The 14,885-nt window shown below is 71.2% G+C and carries 10 protein-coding genes; 4 read left to right on the forward strand and 6 right to left on the reverse strand.

Annotated features, from left to right (window positions below):
• The first annotated feature begins 146 nt into the window (after window positions 1-146).
• Together QZL85_RS12180 and pknB are read left to right on the forward strand one after the other, a co-directional pair.
• Complete coding sequence (locus QZL85_RS12180; RefSeq protein ID WP_295577062.1) at window positions 147-1,541, forward strand: LysM peptidoglycan-binding domain-containing protein; 1,395 nt, start codon at window positions 147-149, stop codon at window positions 1,539-1,541.
• A 69-nt stretch (window positions 1,542-1,610) separates the two neighbouring features.
• Entirely contained in the window at window positions 1,611-3,542 is a 1,932-nt protein-coding gene (gene pknB / locus QZL85_RS12185) for a Stk1 family PASTA domain-containing Ser/Thr kinase (protein WP_295577064.1), read from the forward strand.
• 11 nt (window positions 3,543-3,553) lie between these two features.
• Here pknB and QZL85_RS12190 read toward each other — a convergent pair whose 3' ends face one another.
• From QZL85_RS12190 to QZL85_RS12200, 3 genes are read right to left on the reverse strand one after another with little or no spacing between them, the layout of a single operon-like run.
• A complete protein-coding gene (locus QZL85_RS12190) occupies window positions 3,554-4,891 on the reverse strand; it encodes a class II 3-deoxy-7-phosphoheptulonate synthase (protein ID WP_295577067.1) in 1,338 nt (445 codons plus the stop codon).
• 41 nt (window positions 4,892-4,932) lie between these two features.
• On the reverse strand, window positions 4,933-5,616 hold the full coding sequence (locus QZL85_RS12195) for a 1-acyl-sn-glycerol-3-phosphate acyltransferase (RefSeq protein WP_295577069.1): 684 nt from the start codon (window positions 5,614-5,616) through the stop codon (window positions 4,933-4,935).
• 3 nt (window positions 5,617-5,619) lie between these two features.
• A complete protein-coding gene (locus QZL85_RS12200; protein WP_295577071.1) occupies window positions 5,620-6,555 on the reverse strand; it encodes an ROK family glucokinase in 936 nt (311 codons plus the stop codon).
• A 214-nt stretch (window positions 6,556-6,769) separates the two neighbouring features.
• Here QZL85_RS12200 and QZL85_RS12205 point away from each other — a divergent pair, with 214 nt between their 5' ends.
• The gene (locus tag QZL85_RS12205; RefSeq protein WP_295577073.1) at window positions 6,770-8,605 is read left to right on the forward strand and encodes a long-chain fatty acid--CoA ligase; all 1,836 of its coding nucleotides are present in this window, start codon (window positions 6,770-6,772) and stop codon (window positions 8,603-8,605) included.
• Here the strand turns inward: QZL85_RS12205 and QZL85_RS12210 are convergent, their stop codons facing one another.
• The 3 genes from QZL85_RS12210 to QZL85_RS12220 are packed head-to-tail and all read right to left on the reverse strand — an operon-like array spanning window position 8,606 to window position 13,953.
• Window positions 8,606-9,094 carry a peptide deformylase gene (locus QZL85_RS12210; protein WP_295577074.1) on the reverse strand — a complete coding sequence of 163 codons (489 nt, stop codon included), beginning with the start codon at window positions 9,092-9,094 and terminating at the stop codon, window positions 8,606-8,608. It lies immediately after the preceding gene.
• Window positions 9,094-10,497 carry a MinD/ParA family protein gene (locus QZL85_RS12215; protein ID WP_295577076.1) on the reverse strand — a complete coding sequence of 468 codons (1,404 nt, stop codon included), beginning with the start codon at window positions 10,495-10,497 and terminating at the stop codon, window positions 9,094-9,096. The genes QZL85_RS12210 and QZL85_RS12215 overlap by 1 nt, the downstream gene beginning before the upstream one ends.
• A 48-nt stretch (window positions 10,498-10,545) precedes the next feature.
• Window positions 10,546-13,953 (reverse strand): pyruvate carboxylase, encoded by a 3,408-nt coding sequence (locus QZL85_RS12220; protein ID WP_295577078.1) that lies wholly within the window; start codon window positions 13,951-13,953, stop codon window positions 10,546-10,548.
• Window positions 13,954-14,045: 92 nt separating this feature from the next.
• Between QZL85_RS12220 and QZL85_RS12225 the strand changes: the two genes are divergently transcribed.
• Window positions 14,046-14,852 (forward strand): ParA family protein, encoded by an 807-nt coding sequence (locus QZL85_RS12225; protein WP_028495905.1) that lies wholly within the window; start codon window positions 14,046-14,048, stop codon window positions 14,850-14,852.
• Window positions 14,853-14,885 lie beyond the last annotated feature (33 nt).

Raw genomic sequence — 14,885 nt, forward strand, 5'->3', positions numbered from 1 at the left:
ACTATTCCATCCGGGCGGCACCTGCGCTCCCGGGGTCGGAACGCGGTTCAGACGACTTTCGTCACATTGGTCACTCCTTTATCACTGGTTGACTCTGATTCACTTCCGTGACACGGTGGCGGAGGTCGAAAAGGAAGGGAAGTTTCGTGAGACGACGTCTTGACCGCACCACGACGGGCCTGCCCGCGACGACGCTGCCCCTCGCCATCGTCGGCGCGATGGCCCTGTCGCTCACCGCCGCCCCCGCGCAGGCCGCCGCCGCCGGAGGGCCGCGCGACGGCGCGATCGGCGCCACCCCGACATCCGCTCTCCGCCTCTCGACGGCGAGCGCCCTGCGCACCACGTCCCTCGCGGCGACGGCGGCGAAGCGCGCCGTGTCGCACACCGTCGCCCCCGGCGACACCGTGAGTGCCGTCGCGGCCCGTCATGGTCTGCGGACCGCGGACGTCCTCGCGTGGAACGGCCTGACGTGGAAGTCCGTCATCCGACCCGGCCAGGTGCTGCGCCTCTCCCCCGCCGCCGCACGCACCGCCGCCCCGAAGGCGGCGAGCACGACGCACGGGAAGACCCACACCGTCCGACCCGGCGACACCCTGTGGGCGATCGCGCAGAAGTACGGCGTCTCGGTGGCGTCCGTGCTGCGCGCCAACAGGCTCTCGGGATCCGCGATCATCTACCCCGGGCAGAAGCTCGCGGTCTCGGCATCCGCGCCGGCGGCGAGCACGCCCGCGAAGAGCGCCGCCCCCGCGAAGACGGCGCCGAGGACCTCCTCGGCTGCGACGCACACGGTGCGCTCGGGCGACACGCTGTGGGCCATCGCGCAGAAGCACGGCATCTCAGTCGCCACGCTGTGCGACCTCAACGGCCTCCGGTCGACCTCGGTCATCCACCCGGGTCAGAAGCTGAAGCTCGCGCTCGCGGCGAAGCCCGCGTCGAGCACGAGCCCCGCACGGCCCGCGGCATCCGCCCCCTCCGCGTCCTCGCACACGGTGGGCAAGGGCGACACGCTGTGGGCCATCGCGAAGAAGCACGGCATCTCGGTGTCGGCGCTGCTCGCGGCGAACGGGCTGAGCGACTCCTCGATCATCTACCCGGGCCAGAAGCTGCGGCTCCCGGCCCGCGGATCGCTCGCCGGCCTGGACGCCGAGCAGATCGCCAACGCGAAGGTCATCGTCCAGGTCGGCCGCCAGCGCGGCGTCCCGGACCGCGGCATCGCGATCGCCCTGGCGACCGCGATGGTCGAATCGTGGATGCGGAACCTCGACTGGGGCGACCGCGACTCCCTCGGACTCTTCCAGCAGCGGCCGAGCCAGGGCTGGGGCACGCCGGCGCAGGTGCGCGACCGCGCCCGGGCGACGGCCGTCTTCTACGGAGGAGCGAGCGATCCCAACGGCTCGAGGTCGCGCGGACTGCTCGACATCCCCGGCTGGAAGAGCATGGGCTTCTCCGAAGCCGCGCAGGCCGTGCAGATCTCCGCATACCCCGACCGGTACGGGCAGTGGGAGAAGAAGGCGTACGCCTGGCTCTCCGCTCTCGGATAGCGCGATTTCCCGGGCTCCCAGGGTGAGCCGCTGCCCGGGCTCACGGCATCCGCTCCGTAGACTCATCGCGTGAGCACGAGCCAGCAGACGGACCCGCTGATCGGCCGTCTGGTCGACGGCCGGTACCGCGTGCGTGCTCGCATCGCCCGCGGCGGCATGGCCACGGTCTACGTCGCGACCGATCTGCGCCTCGAGCGCCGGGTCGCGCTCAAGGTCATGCACAGCCACCTGTCCGACGACACGGTGTTCCAGGGACGGTTCATCCAGGAGGCGCGGGCCGCCGCACGGCTGGCCGACCCGCACGTCGTGAACGTGTTCGATCAGGGCCAGGACGGCGAGATGGCCTACCTCGTCATGGAGTACCTGCCCGGCATCACGATGCGCGAACTGCTGCGCGAGCAGCGGCGCCTGACGATCCCGCAGACGATCACGATCATGGATGCCGTCCTGTCCGGGCTCGCCGCCGCGCACCGCGCCGGGATCGTGCACCGCGACGTCAAGCCCGAGAACGTGCTGCTGGCCGAGGACGGCCGCATCAAGATCGGCGACTTCGGCCTGGCCCGCGCGACGAGCGCGAACACGGCGACGGGCCAGATGCTCCTGGGCACGATCGCGTACCTGGCGCCCGAGCTCGTCACACGCGGCACGGCGGACGCCCGCAGCGACATCTACGCGCTCGGCATCATGCTCTACGAGATGCTCGTGGGCGAGCAGCCGTACAAGGGCGAGCAGCCCATGCAGATCGCCTACCAGCACGCCACCGACTCGGTGCCGCGCCCGAGCGCGAAGAACCCCGGCGTGCCCGAGCAGTTCGACGAGCTGGTCATGTGGGCGACCGAGCGCGAGCCGGACGACCGTCCCGTCGACGCACGGGCGATGCTCGACCGGCTCCGCGAGATCGAGAAGGACCTCGGCGTCTACCCGCAGGTCGTGCGCACCTCCCCCGCCGTCCTCGCCGACGCCGACGGCCTCGACTCCGGCGAACTCACCAAGGTGATGCCCGGCACCTTCACGGCGCCGACCGTCACGACCGACGAGGACAACGCGACGCGGCTGCGCCGTCGCACACGCCGGAACGCCGCGAAGGGCGTCTGGATCCTGCTCCTCGTGCTCATGCTCGCCGGCACGGCGGGCGGGGTCGGCTGGTGGTTCGGCTCGGGGCCGGGCTCGCTCGTGGCCGTGCCGGACGTCAGCGGCGGCACGTTCGAGGACGCGCAGGCGGAGCTCGCGGAGTACGGGCTGCTGGCCGTCGAGGGCAGCGACACGAGCCTCGACGTCGATGAGGGCCTCGTCATCCGGTCGGAGCCCGGCCAGGGTGCGCGTGTGGAGAAGGAGGCGGAGGTCACGGTCGTGGTCTCGGCCGGCCCCGCGTCGCAGACCGTGCCCAAGCTGTCCGGGATGACGCTCGATCAGGCCACGGAGGCCCTCGCCGGCCTCCGGATGACCGTGACGGACTCGCACCCGCGCTTCACGTCGGCGGCCGAGGGCACCGTGATCGACGCGACGCTCACGCCGCGCGACGGCGGCGACGGCGTCGACTGCAAGGACGGCTGCACGGCCCTCGAGGGGTCCGGCGCCGACCTCTACGTCTCACTCGGACCCGTGCCGGACGTCGTGGGCGACAGCCTCGACACGGCGAAGGAGAAGCTCACGTCCGTCGAGCTCACGCCGGTCGTGACCGAAGCGTTCAGCGACACGGTCGAAGAGGGCCGCGTCATCAGCATGGGCGGCCGCGACGGCGGCGGGAACTTCCGCCCCGGCGACAAGATCGGCCTCGTGGTGTCGCAGGGCCCGCAGCTGTTCGAGATCCCCGGCGTCGTCGGCATGACGCGCGACAGCGCGGCGCAGAGCCTGCGGGATGCCGGCTTCGAGGTGAACTACTCCCCGCTCTGGAACGTCTGGCCGGACGGGCTGACCGAAGTCACGGCGCAGGATCCCGAGGGCGGCGCGTTCCGCCGCGCCGGGACGACGGTCACGATCCAGATCACCGCGACGGGCTGACCCGCTCCGGATCAGCGCTTCTCGAGCTCCTCGGCGACGAGGAAGGCGAGCTCGAGGCTCTGCATGTGGTTCAGACGCGGGTCGCAGAGGCTCTCGTAGCGGGTCGCGAGGGTGGCCTCGTCGATCATCTCCGAGCCGCCCAGGCACTCCGTCACGTCGTCGCCGGTGAGCTCGACGTGGATGCCGCCCGCGAAGGTCCCGACGGCGCGGTGCGCCTCGAAGAACCCGCGGACCTCGTCCACGACGTCGTCGAAGCGGCGGGTCTTGTAGCCGGTCGGCGTCGTGATGCCGTTGCCGTGCATCGGGTCGGTGACCCACAGGGGCGTCGCGCCGGAGTCCTTGACGGCCTGCAGGAGCGGCGGCAGGGCGTCGCGGATCTTGCCCGCGCCCATGCGCGTGATGAACGTGAGGCGGCCGGGCTCGCGGTCCGGGTCGAGCTTGTCGATGAGCGCCAGCGCCGTCTCCGGCGAGGTCGTCGGGCCCAGCTTGACGCCGATGGGGTTGCGGATCTTGGAGAAGTAGTCGACGTGCGCCCCGTCGAGCTCGCGGGTGCGCTCCCCGATCCACACGAAGTGGGCCGACGTGTTGTACGGCGTGCCGGTGCGCGAGTCGATGCGCGTCATGGGCCGCTCGTAGTCCATCAGGAGGCCCTCGTGGCCGGTGTAGAACTCGACGCGGCGGAGCTCGTCGAAGTTCGCGCCCGCGGCCTCCATGAACTTGATGGCGCGGTCGATCTCGCCGGCGAGGCCCTCGTAGCGCTCGTTCGCCGGGTTCTCCGCGAAGCCGCGGTTCCAGCTGTGCACCTCGCGGAGGTCGGCGAAGCCACCCTGCGTGAAGGCGCGGATGAGGTTCAGCGTCGAGGCGGCCGTGTGGTACCCCTTCAGCAGACGCTGCGGGTCGGCGGCGCGGGAGGCCTCGGTGAAGTCGTAGCCGTTGACGATGTCGCCGCGGTAGGCCGGCAGCGTGACCTCGCCGCGGGTCTCGTTGTCGCTCGAGCGGGGCTTGGCGAACTGCCCGGCCATGCGCCCCATCTTGACGATGGGCATCGAGGCGCCGTAGGTGAGGACCACGGCCATCTGCAGCACCGTCTTGATGCGGTTGCGGATCTGCTCGGCGGTGGCCCCCGCGAACGTCTCGGCACAGTCGCCGCCCTGCAGCAGGAACGCCTGTCCGCTCGCCGCGCGCGCCAGGCGCTCGCGCAGGAGGTCGACCTCACCGGCGAAGACGAGCGGCGGCAGCGTGGAGATCTCGGCCGACACGGCGGCGACGGCATCCAGGTCGCCCCACAACGGCTGCTGCTTGATCGGGAGCGTGCGCCAGCGGTCGAGATCGTCGTGCGGGGAGGGCATTCGGCCAGTCTAGCGGCGCGGAATGGCCCCTCCGGCCGATGCTACGCGGGCGGGCGGCGGTCCTTCACGCTCGAGGCGTAGACGTCGTCGTACTCCTGCTCGCCGAGCCGCTGCAGCGCCACCATGATCTCGTCCGTGACCGAGCGCAGGACGAACCGGTCGCCCTCCATCCCCTGGAAGCGGGAGAAGTCCAGCGGCTCGCCGATGACGATGCCGACGCGGCCGATACGCGGTATCGTGCGGCCGATCGGCATGATCGCGCCGGTGTCGACCATGACGACGGGGACCACGGGGACGTGCGCCTCGAGCGCCATCCGGGCGAGGCCCGTGCGACCGCGGTAGAGCCGGCCGTCGGGGCTGCGCGTCCCCTCCGGGTAGATGCCGAGCAGGTCGCCGCGGCCGAGGACCTGCAGGCCGGTGTTCAGCGACGCCTCGGAGGCCTTCCCGCCCCCGCGGTCGATGGGGATCTGGCCGGTCGCCTTCATGAACATCCGGGTGGACCAGCCTTTGACACCCTTCCCCGTGAAGTAGTCGCTCTTCGCGAGGAAGGACATCGGGCGGTCGATCATGAGCGGGAGGAAGATCGAGTCGCTCACCGACAGGTGGTTGCTCGCGAGGATGGCGGCGCCGGATGCCGGGATGTTGTTGCGGCCCACGATCCATGGCCGGAAGATCGCCTTCACGATCGGTCCGATGACCACGTACTTCATGAACCAGTAGAACACCGCTCAGCCCCGGATCCGGGCGAGGTCCGCGACCCCGATGAGACCCGCGTCGTTGCCGAGGGTCGCGATCGCGAAGGATGCCACGGGGCGGTCGCCGTACCCGGGCAGGGCCGTGGAGTACGCGAGCTGCACGGGGTCCAGCAGCCGGTCGCCCAGGCTCGCCACTCCCCCGCCGATGACGAACAGGTCGGGGTCGAGCACGGCCTGGAACCCGCCGCAGGCCTCGCCGAGCGCGGTCGCCACGCGGCGCAGCGCCTCGAGGGCCCCCGGGTCGTCGGCCATCACGAGCTGGGCGATCGCGGCGCCGTGGAGGTGGCCGTCGGGGTCGCGCATGGCGGCGAGCGGTTCGCCGATGCCACCGGCGTCGGCGATCTCGTTGGCCTCGCGCTGCAGGGCCCGACCCGACGCATACTGCTCGAGGCATCCGTTCTGCCCGCACCCGCAGGGACGGCCGCCGCGCAGGAAGCGGATGTGTCCGAGCTCCCCGCCGATGCCGTTGCCGCCGATGAGGAGCGCGCCGTCGATGATGACGGCGCCGCCCACGCCCGTGCCCATCGTGAGCATCGTCATGTTGCGGGACCCGCGGCCGGCGCCGAAGCGATACTCGCCCCAGCCGGCCGCGTTCGCGTCGTTCTCGAGCGTCACGGGGCGGCCGATCCGGGCCTCGAGCTCCGCGCGCAGCGGCTCGTTCGTCCAGTCGATGTTCGGCGCGTGGATGATCACGGAGCGCGTCGCGTCGATGAAACCCGCCGCGGCGACGCCCACGGCGTGCACGTCGTGCCTCGAGGCCAGCTCCCGCACCATGGCGGCGACGGCGTCCGCGAGCGCGGCGGGGTCCAGCGGGGTGGGGACGCGCAGCTGCTCGACGATGGTCCCGTCCTCCGCCACGACGCCACCGGCGATCTTGGTTCCGCCGATGTCGATGCCGACGTTCAGCACACGTCTCCCTCCCGCTCGCGCGCTCCGCGCGGCATCCGTGAATTCTAGTGGGCGCGCTCCCGCCTTCGCAGGCGCGCCGGCCGTGCCGAGGAAGGCCTGAGTCGGGGTTTCACAATTGATGAACCTGGGTCTCACAGGTGGGGGCGTATGGGCGACTAGACTCGTGCGGACCCGTCACATCCGACGCCACCCGGTACCGAAGGAGTTGCCGCCCATGAGCGCCGTCCAGTTCGAAGTCCCTGCCATCGTCCCCGCGGACCCGCAGGCGAACGTCGCCGATCTTCTCGTCGAGCGCGTCAAGGCGACGCCCTCGCTCGCCCTCTTCTCCGTCCCCGAGGGCGACGGCTGGCGCGACATCACCGCCGCCGAGTTCGAGCGCGAAGTCATCGCACTCGCCAAGGGCATCGCGGCCTCCGGCATCCAGCCGGGCGACAAGGTCGGCTTCATCGCCCGGACGACCTACCACTGGACCGTGGTCGACTTCGCCCTGTTCTATGCCGGTGCCGTCATGGTCCCGATCTACGAGACCAGCTCCGCGGCGCAGGTCAGCTGGATCCTCTCCGACTCCGGCGCCGTCGCCGTCATCGCGGAGTCGACCGAGCACGCCACCCGCATCGCCGAGATCCGCACCGAGGTGCCGCTCATCCGCGAGGTGTGGGTCATGGACGAGGGCCACCTCGACACGCTGCGCGCCACGGGCGTGGACGTGACCGACGAGGAGATCGCGCGCCGCCGCGGCATCGCCGTCGGCAGCGACATCGCGACCCTCATCTACACGTCCGGCTCCACGGGACGCCCGAAGGGCTGCGTCCTGACCCACAGCAACTTCGTCGAGCTGTGCCGCAACTCCGCCAGGGCGCTGCACGAGGTCGTGTCGGTGCCCGGTGCCTCGACGCTACTGTTCATCACGACCGCGCACGTGTTCGCCCGCTTCATCTCGATCCTCGACATCCACGCGGGTGTGAAGACCGGCCACCAGCCCGACACGAAGCAGCTGCTGCCCGCGCTCGGCTCCTTCCAGCCGACGTTCCTCCTCGCGGTCCCCCGCGTGTTCGAGAAGGTCTACAACTCCGCCGAACAGAAGGCCGAGGCCGGCGGCAAGGGCAAGATCTTCCGCGCCGCGGCGCACACCGCCATCGAGCACTCGCGTCTCCAACAGGAGGGCAAGAAGGTGCCGCTGCTGGAGAGGATCAAGTTCGCGCTGTTCGACCGGCTCGTCTACAGCAAGCTGCGCACCGCCATGGGCGGGCGCGTCACATACGCCGTCTCGGGCTCGGCGCCGCTGGGCCCGCGCCTCGGCCACTTCTTCCACAGCCTGGGCGTCGTGATCCTCGAGGGCTACGGCCTGACCGAGACGACGGCTCCGGCGACGGTGAACCTCGCGACGAAGTCGAAGATCGGCACCGTCGGACCCGTGCTCCCCGGCGTCGGGGTTCGCCTCGGCGAGGACGGCGAGATCGAGGTGCGCGGCATCAACGTCTTCAAGGAGTACTGGCGCAACCCGGAGGCGACCGCCGAGGCGTTCGACGAGGGCTGGTTCAAGACCGGTGACGTGGGCGCGTTCGACGAGGAGGGCTTCCTCACGATCACAGGCCGCAAGAAGGAGATCCTCGTCACGGCCGGTGGCAAGAACGTCGCCCCCGCCGCGCTGGAGGACCCGATCCGGGCCAACCCGATCGTCGGGCAGGTCGTCGTCGTCGGCGACCAGAAGCCGTTCATCGGCGCGCTCGTCACCCTCGACTCCGAGATGCTGCCGACCTGGCTCGCGAACAACGGCCTCGACAAGGACATGTCGCTGACGGATGCCGCGAAGGACCCGAAGGTGCGCGCGGAGGTCCAGCGCGCCATCGACATCGCGAACAAGAACGTCTCGCGCGCCGAGTCGATCCGCAAGTTTGCGATCCTCGACACGGAGTGGACGGAGGCCAGCGGCCACCTGACACCCAAGATGAGCATCAAGCGCAACGTCATCATGTCGGACTTCGCGCACGAGGTCGAAGAACTCTACGCCGTGCCCGTCACGACGACGAACGTCGCGCTCGGCGGCTGATCAGAACCAGCTGGATTCGCGGATCTCGCGCATCGCCTGGCGGCGGGTCTCCGGCGGAAGCCGGTCGAGGTAGAGCCTGCCGTCCAGGTGATCGCACTCGTGCTGCAGGGCCTGGGCGAGAAGGCCCTCGCCCTCCAGCACGATCTCGTTGCCGTCGACGTCGATGCCGGTGACCTTCGCGTGCGGGTGGCGGATCGCATCGTGCCACAGCCCGGGAACCGACAGGCATCCCTCGCCGACGGGCTCCGGCTCGCCGGACACCTCGAGCACCGGGTTGAGCACGTAGCCGATGTCGCCGTCGATGTTGTAGCTGAACGCGCGCACGCCGACGCCGATCTGCGGTGCCGCGACGCCGGCGCGGCCGGCGGGCTCGACCGAGTCGAGCAGGTCGCGGACGAGGGCGCGGATGCCGTCGTCGACGACGTCCACGGGCGCGCTGGGCGTGCGGAGGACCGGGTCGCCGAACAGGCGGATGGGACGGACGGCCATCAGGCGACGGCGGTCAGGGCGCGCAGGCCCTCCACGACGGCGGCGGCGAGCCGACGCGCGGCCAGGCGCGTCTCGGGCCTGAGCTCGCGGAAGCTGACGGCGCTGCCGGCGGCGATGTGCGGGTCGTACGGGACACGCACGACGGTGCGCACGCGGCTGCGGAAGTGCGACTCCAGCTCGGCGGCGCGCACGAGCGGGGTGCCCGGGCGCGAGGTGTTGAGGACGACGACAGCGCCGCGCACCTGCTCGGCGAAGCCGTTCGTCTCGAGCCACGTGAGCGTCTCGGAGGCGAGGCGCGCCTCGTCGACGCTCATGCCGGCGACGACGACGAGCTGGTCGGCGAGCTCGAGGGTCGCTTCCATGACGGAGTGGACGATGCCGGTGCCGGTATCGGTCAGGACGATGGAGTAATAGTGCGCGGCCACCGCGGCGACGTCGTGGTAGTCACGGTCGTTGAAGGCCTCGGAGACGCGCGGGTCGGCGTCGGAGGCGAGCACGTCGAGGCGCGTCTCGTCGCGGGCGACGACGGCCGAGAGGTCGTTGAAGCCGACGACCTCGCCGCGCATGCGGACGAGGTCACGGACCGTCTTGCCGCCCGTGCTGCCGACGCGCTCGGCGAGCGTGCCCCGGTCGGGGTTGGCATCCACCGCGATGACGCGGTCGTCGCGGGCGTCGGCCAGCGCCATCCCGAGCAGCGTCGTGACGGTCGTCTTGCCGACACCGCCCTTGCGGGAGAGGACCGGCACGAACTTCGCGCCGCCGGACAGGGGCGCCGCGATGCGACGATCCATCTCCTTGCGGGCGCGGGCGCGCTTGCTGTCGCCGAGGTTGAGGCGGTGGCCCGACACCGTGTACAGGAGGTGCTGCCACATGCCCTCGGGCTCGGGGCGCACGATGTGCGCCGGGTCGAGGAGGCGGTCGGCGGTGAGCAGGTCGGAGGTCTCCCGGCTCCCCTCGAAGTCGTCGAGGCGTCGGGACTGCAGCGAGACGTCGGCGGCGCGCGGGTGGCGCAGCCGCTCGACGGCGTGCCTCGCGTCGTCGTCGGGGTGGTGCGCCTCGCGGCGCGTCGAGGGCTGCGGTCCCGTGACGGCCGGCACGATCACGGCGTCCTCGATGTCGGCGTCGTCGATACCAGAGTCCTCGGGCTGCTCACCCTGCTCGGCCTCGTCGGTGCTCTCGGCGGCGGCGGCGGCCTCGATGTGCTCGAGGACCTCCGCGCGGTCGTCGTCGACCACGTCGTCGTCGATGTCGTCGTCGTCGTGGGCGTAGGTCGGCAGCGCCACCTCGACCTGCGCGGTGGCGCCGTCGATGATGCCGATGCCGGTCGTGTCGATGCTGCCGGTGCTGCTGAGGACGCCGTTCTCGGGATCGTCGGGCGTCTGGTTGTTGCGGTCAGGCGTCACTGCTGTTCACTCCACGTCGCTGTCGGGCGGTCCGCCCGACGTTCCAGACTACTCGGCGGGGCGGATGACGAGCAAAAGGTCCCCCGCCTCGACCTGTGCCGTCGCGGCGATCGCGAGCCTGTCGATGACGCCGTCGACCGGCGAGGTGATGGCCGCTTCCATCTTCATGGCCTCGATGGAGGCGACCGGCTGACCGGCCGTGACGGTGTCGCCGACCTCGGCCTTCAGCGTCACGACACCCGAGAAGGGCGCCGCGACCTGCCCGGGACGGGACGTGTCGGCCCGCTCGGCCTGCCGCGCCTCGACCGTGATGCCGCGGTCGCGCACGAAGACGGGTCGCAGCTGGCCGTTGAGGGTCGTCATGACCGTCCGCATGCCCTTGTCGTCCGCCTCGCCGATGGCCTCGAGACCGACGTAGAGCTGCACGCCGCGCTCGATCTCGACGACGTGCTCGGCGCCCGGGACGAGACCGTAGAGGTAGTCGGCGGTGTCCAGGACGCTGAGGTCGCCGTAGGTGTCGCGCACCTCGCGGAATGTGCGGGTCGGCGCCGGGAAGAGCAGCGTGTTCAGCGTGTGACGGCGGGTCGCGGAGTCGCCCGCGAGCGCCGCGGTGTCTTCGGCGGAGATCTCGGTGACCCCCACGCGGACCTCGCGGCCCTGCAGCACCTTCGTGCGGAACGGCTCCGGCCATCCGCCCGGCAGGTCGCCGAGCTCGCCGGCCATGAAGCCGACGACGGAGTCCGGCACGTCGTACTTCTCCGGGTTCGCCTCGAAGTCGGCGGGGTCGGCCTTGACGGCGGCCAGGTGCAGCGCGAGGTCGCCCACGACCTTCGACGACGGGGTCACCTTCGGCACGCGACCGAGGATCGCATTCGCCGCGGCGTACATGTCCTCGATGAGCTCGAAGTCGTCGGCGAGCCCCAGGGCGATCGCCTGCTGGCGGAGGTTCGAGAGCTGCCCGCCCGGGATCTCGTGGTGGTAGACGCGGCCCGTGGGGCCCGGCAGCCCCGACTCGAACGGCCGGTACATGTGCCGGACGGCCTCCCAGTAGGGCTCGAGGTCGGCGACCGCGGACAGGTCCAGGCCGGTCTCCCGCTCGGTGTGCGCGAGCGCGGCCACGAGGGCCGACAGGGAGGGCTGGCTCGTCGTCCCCGCCATGGGGGCCGCGGCGGCGTCGACGGCATCCGCACCCGCCGCGCTCGCGGCCAGCAGCGTCGCGAGCTGCCCGCCGGCGGTGTCGTGCGTGTGCACGTGCACCGGCAGGTCGAAGCGCTCGCGGAGCGCCGCGACGAGGCGCGCGGCCGCGGCAGGGCGGAGGAGCCCCGCCATGTCCTTGATCGCGAGGATGTGCGCGCCGGCATCCACGATCTGCTCCGCCAGGCGCAGGTAGTAGTCCAGCGTGTAGAGGTCCTCGCGCGGCGAGAGCAGGTCGCCGGTGTAGCAGACGGCGACTTCCGCGACGGCGGTGCCGGTCTGCAGCACCGATTCGATCGCGGGGCGCATCTGCGAGACGTCGTTGAGGGCGTCGAAGATGCGGAAGATGTCGACGCCGCTCGCGGCGGCCTCGCTGACGAAGGCGTCGGTGACGGCTGTGGGGTACGGCGTGTAGCCGACCGTGTTGCGGCCGCGCAGCAGCATCTGGATCGCGACGTTCGGGAGGGCGGTGCGGAGCGCATCGAGGCGCTCCCACGGGTCCTCGCCGAGGAAGCGCAGCGCGACGTCGTACGTCGCCCCGCCCCACGCCTCGACCGACAGCAGCTGCGGCGTCAGGCGCGCGACGTAGGGCGCGACCGTGACGAGGTCCTTCGTGCGGACGCGCGTCGCCAGCAGCGACTGGTGCGCGTCGCGGAAGGTCGTCTCGGTGACCGCGAGGGCCGTCTGCGCGCGCAGAGCCTTCGCGAAGCCGGCCGGACCGAGTTCGAGGAGCCGCTGGCGGGAGCCTGCGACCGGCTCCGCGGTGAGGTCGATGGCGGGGAGCTTGACGGCGGGGTCGACGGACAGCGGGTTCTCGCCGTTCGGCCGGTTGACGGTCGTGTCGGCGAGCCACGCGATGATCTTCGAGCCGCGGTCCTTGGACTCCTTGCCCCTGACCAGCTCGGGCCGCTCGTCGATGAACGACGTGCTGAGATCGCCGGCGACGAACGCGGGATCGTCGAGCACGCGCTGCAGGAAGGGGATGTTGGTCGAGACGCCGCGGATGCGGAACTCCGCGAGCGCGCGGCGCGAGCGCTGCACGGCGGAGGCGAAGTCGCGGCCGCGGCAGGTGAGCTTGGCGAGCATCGAGTCGAAGTGCGGGCTCACCTGGGAGCCCGCGGCGGTCGTGCCGCCGTCGAGGCGGATGCCGGCACCGCCGGGCGAGCGGTAGGTCGTGATCTTGCCGGTGTCGGGGCGGAAGCCCTGCGTCGGGTCCTCGGTCGTGATGCGGCACTGGAGCGCCGCGCCGCGGAGGTGGATGTCCCCCTGGCGCAGGCCCAGCTCGTCGAGGGTCTGGCCGGCCGCGATGCGCATCTGCGACTGGACGAGGTCGACGTCGGTGACCTCCTCGGTCACGGTGTGCTCGACCTGGATGCGCGGGTTCATCTCGATGAAGACGACCTCGCCGGTGCGGGGGCCGGCGGTCTCGAGGAGGAACTCGACCGTGCCGGCGTTCTCGTAGCCGATCGACTGCGCGAACGCGACGGCATAGGCGTGCAGTGCCGTGCGGACTCCGTCGTCGAGGTTCGGGGCCGGCGCGATCTCGACGACCTTCTGGTGGCGCCGCTGCACGGAGCAGTCCCGCTCGAACAGGTGCACGGTGTGCCCGGTCTTGTCGGCGAGGATCTGGACTTCGACGTGGCGCGGTCGCTGGACGGCCTGCTCGAGGAACACGCGGGCGTCGCCGAACGCGCTGTCCGCCTCGCGCATGGCCTCGGCGAGGGCCGGTGCCAGCTGGTCCTTCTTCTCGACGCGGCGCATGCCGCGTCCGCCGCCGCCCGCGACGGCCTTCACGAAGATGGGGAAGCCGATGCCGTCGGCCTCGCCCAGCAAAAGGTCGACGTCGTCCGAGGCGGCCGTGGAGCGGAGGACCGGGACGCCCGCGGCGACGGCGTGCTCTTTCGCGGTGACCTTGTTCCCGGCCATCTCCAGCGCGCGCGCCGGCGGCCCGATGAACGCGATGCCGTTCGCGGCGGCCTGCGCGGCGAGCTCGGGGTTCTCGGAGAGGAAGCCGTACCCGGGGTAGATGGCATCCGCCCCGCTCTCCTTCGCGACGCGGATGATCTCCGCGACATCCAGGTAGGCGCGGACCGGGTGACCCTTCTCGCCGATCTCGTATGCCTCGTCGGCTTTCAGCCGGTGCAGCGAGAACCGGTCTTCGTACGGGAACACTGCGACCGTGCGCGCTCCCAATTCGAAGGCGGCGCGGAAGGCGCGAATCGCGATCTCTCCGCGGTTTGCGACCAGGATCTTGCGGAACATGCTCACCTCTATGGTCCAAGGGCGCCACTGGGCGGCCGCCACGAGCGGGGCTGAGTACCCTCTCAGCCTAGGGGACGGTAACGTAGAGCCTCGTGCACGTACTCTCGGTCAGCTCTCTCAAGGGCGGCGTCGGCAAGACGACGGTGACGTTGGGCCTCGCCTCTGCCGCATTCGCCCGAGGCGTGCGGACCCTCGTGGTCGATCTCGACCCCCAGTCGGATGTCTCGACGGGCATGGACATCCAGGTCGCCGGACGCCTCAACGTCGCCGACGTCCTCGCCAACCCGAAGGAGAAGGTCGTCCGTCAGGCGATCACCTCGAGCGGTTGGGCGAAGGTGCACCCGGGCACGATCGACGTCATGATCGGCAGCCCTTCCGCCATCAACTTCGACGGACCGCATCCGAGCGTCCGCGACGTGTGGAAGCTCGAGGAGGCCCTCGCGACGATCGAGCCCGACTACGACCTCGTGCTGATCGACTGCGCCCCGTCGCTGAATGCGCTGACCCGCACGGCCTGGGCGGCGTCGGACCGCGTCATCGTCGTGACCGAGCCGGGCCTGTTCTCGGTGGCCGCCGCCGACCGCGCGCTCCGCGCGATCGAGGAGATCCGCCGCGGCCTCTCGCCGCGTCTGCAGCCCCTCGGCATCGTCGTGAACCGGGTGCGTCCGCAGTCGATCGAGCACCAGTTCCGCATCAAGGAGCTCCGCGACATGTTCGGCCCGCTCGTGCTGTCGCCGCAGCTGCCGGAGCGCACGTCGCTGCAGCAGGCGCAGGGCGCCGCGAAGCCGCTGCACATCTGGCCCGGCGACTCCGCTCAGGAGCTCGCGGCCGACTTCGACTCGCTGCTGGACCGGGTGGTGCGGACCGGTCGGATCCCCGCCGTCGGCGCCGCCGGCTGACGGCACGCGGGAGCAGGTCGCTCGCGCTGCGCG

Source organism: uncultured Microbacterium sp. (assembly GCF_900078385.1).
GTDB lineage: Bacteria > Actinomycetota > Actinomycetes > Actinomycetales > Microbacteriaceae > Microbacterium.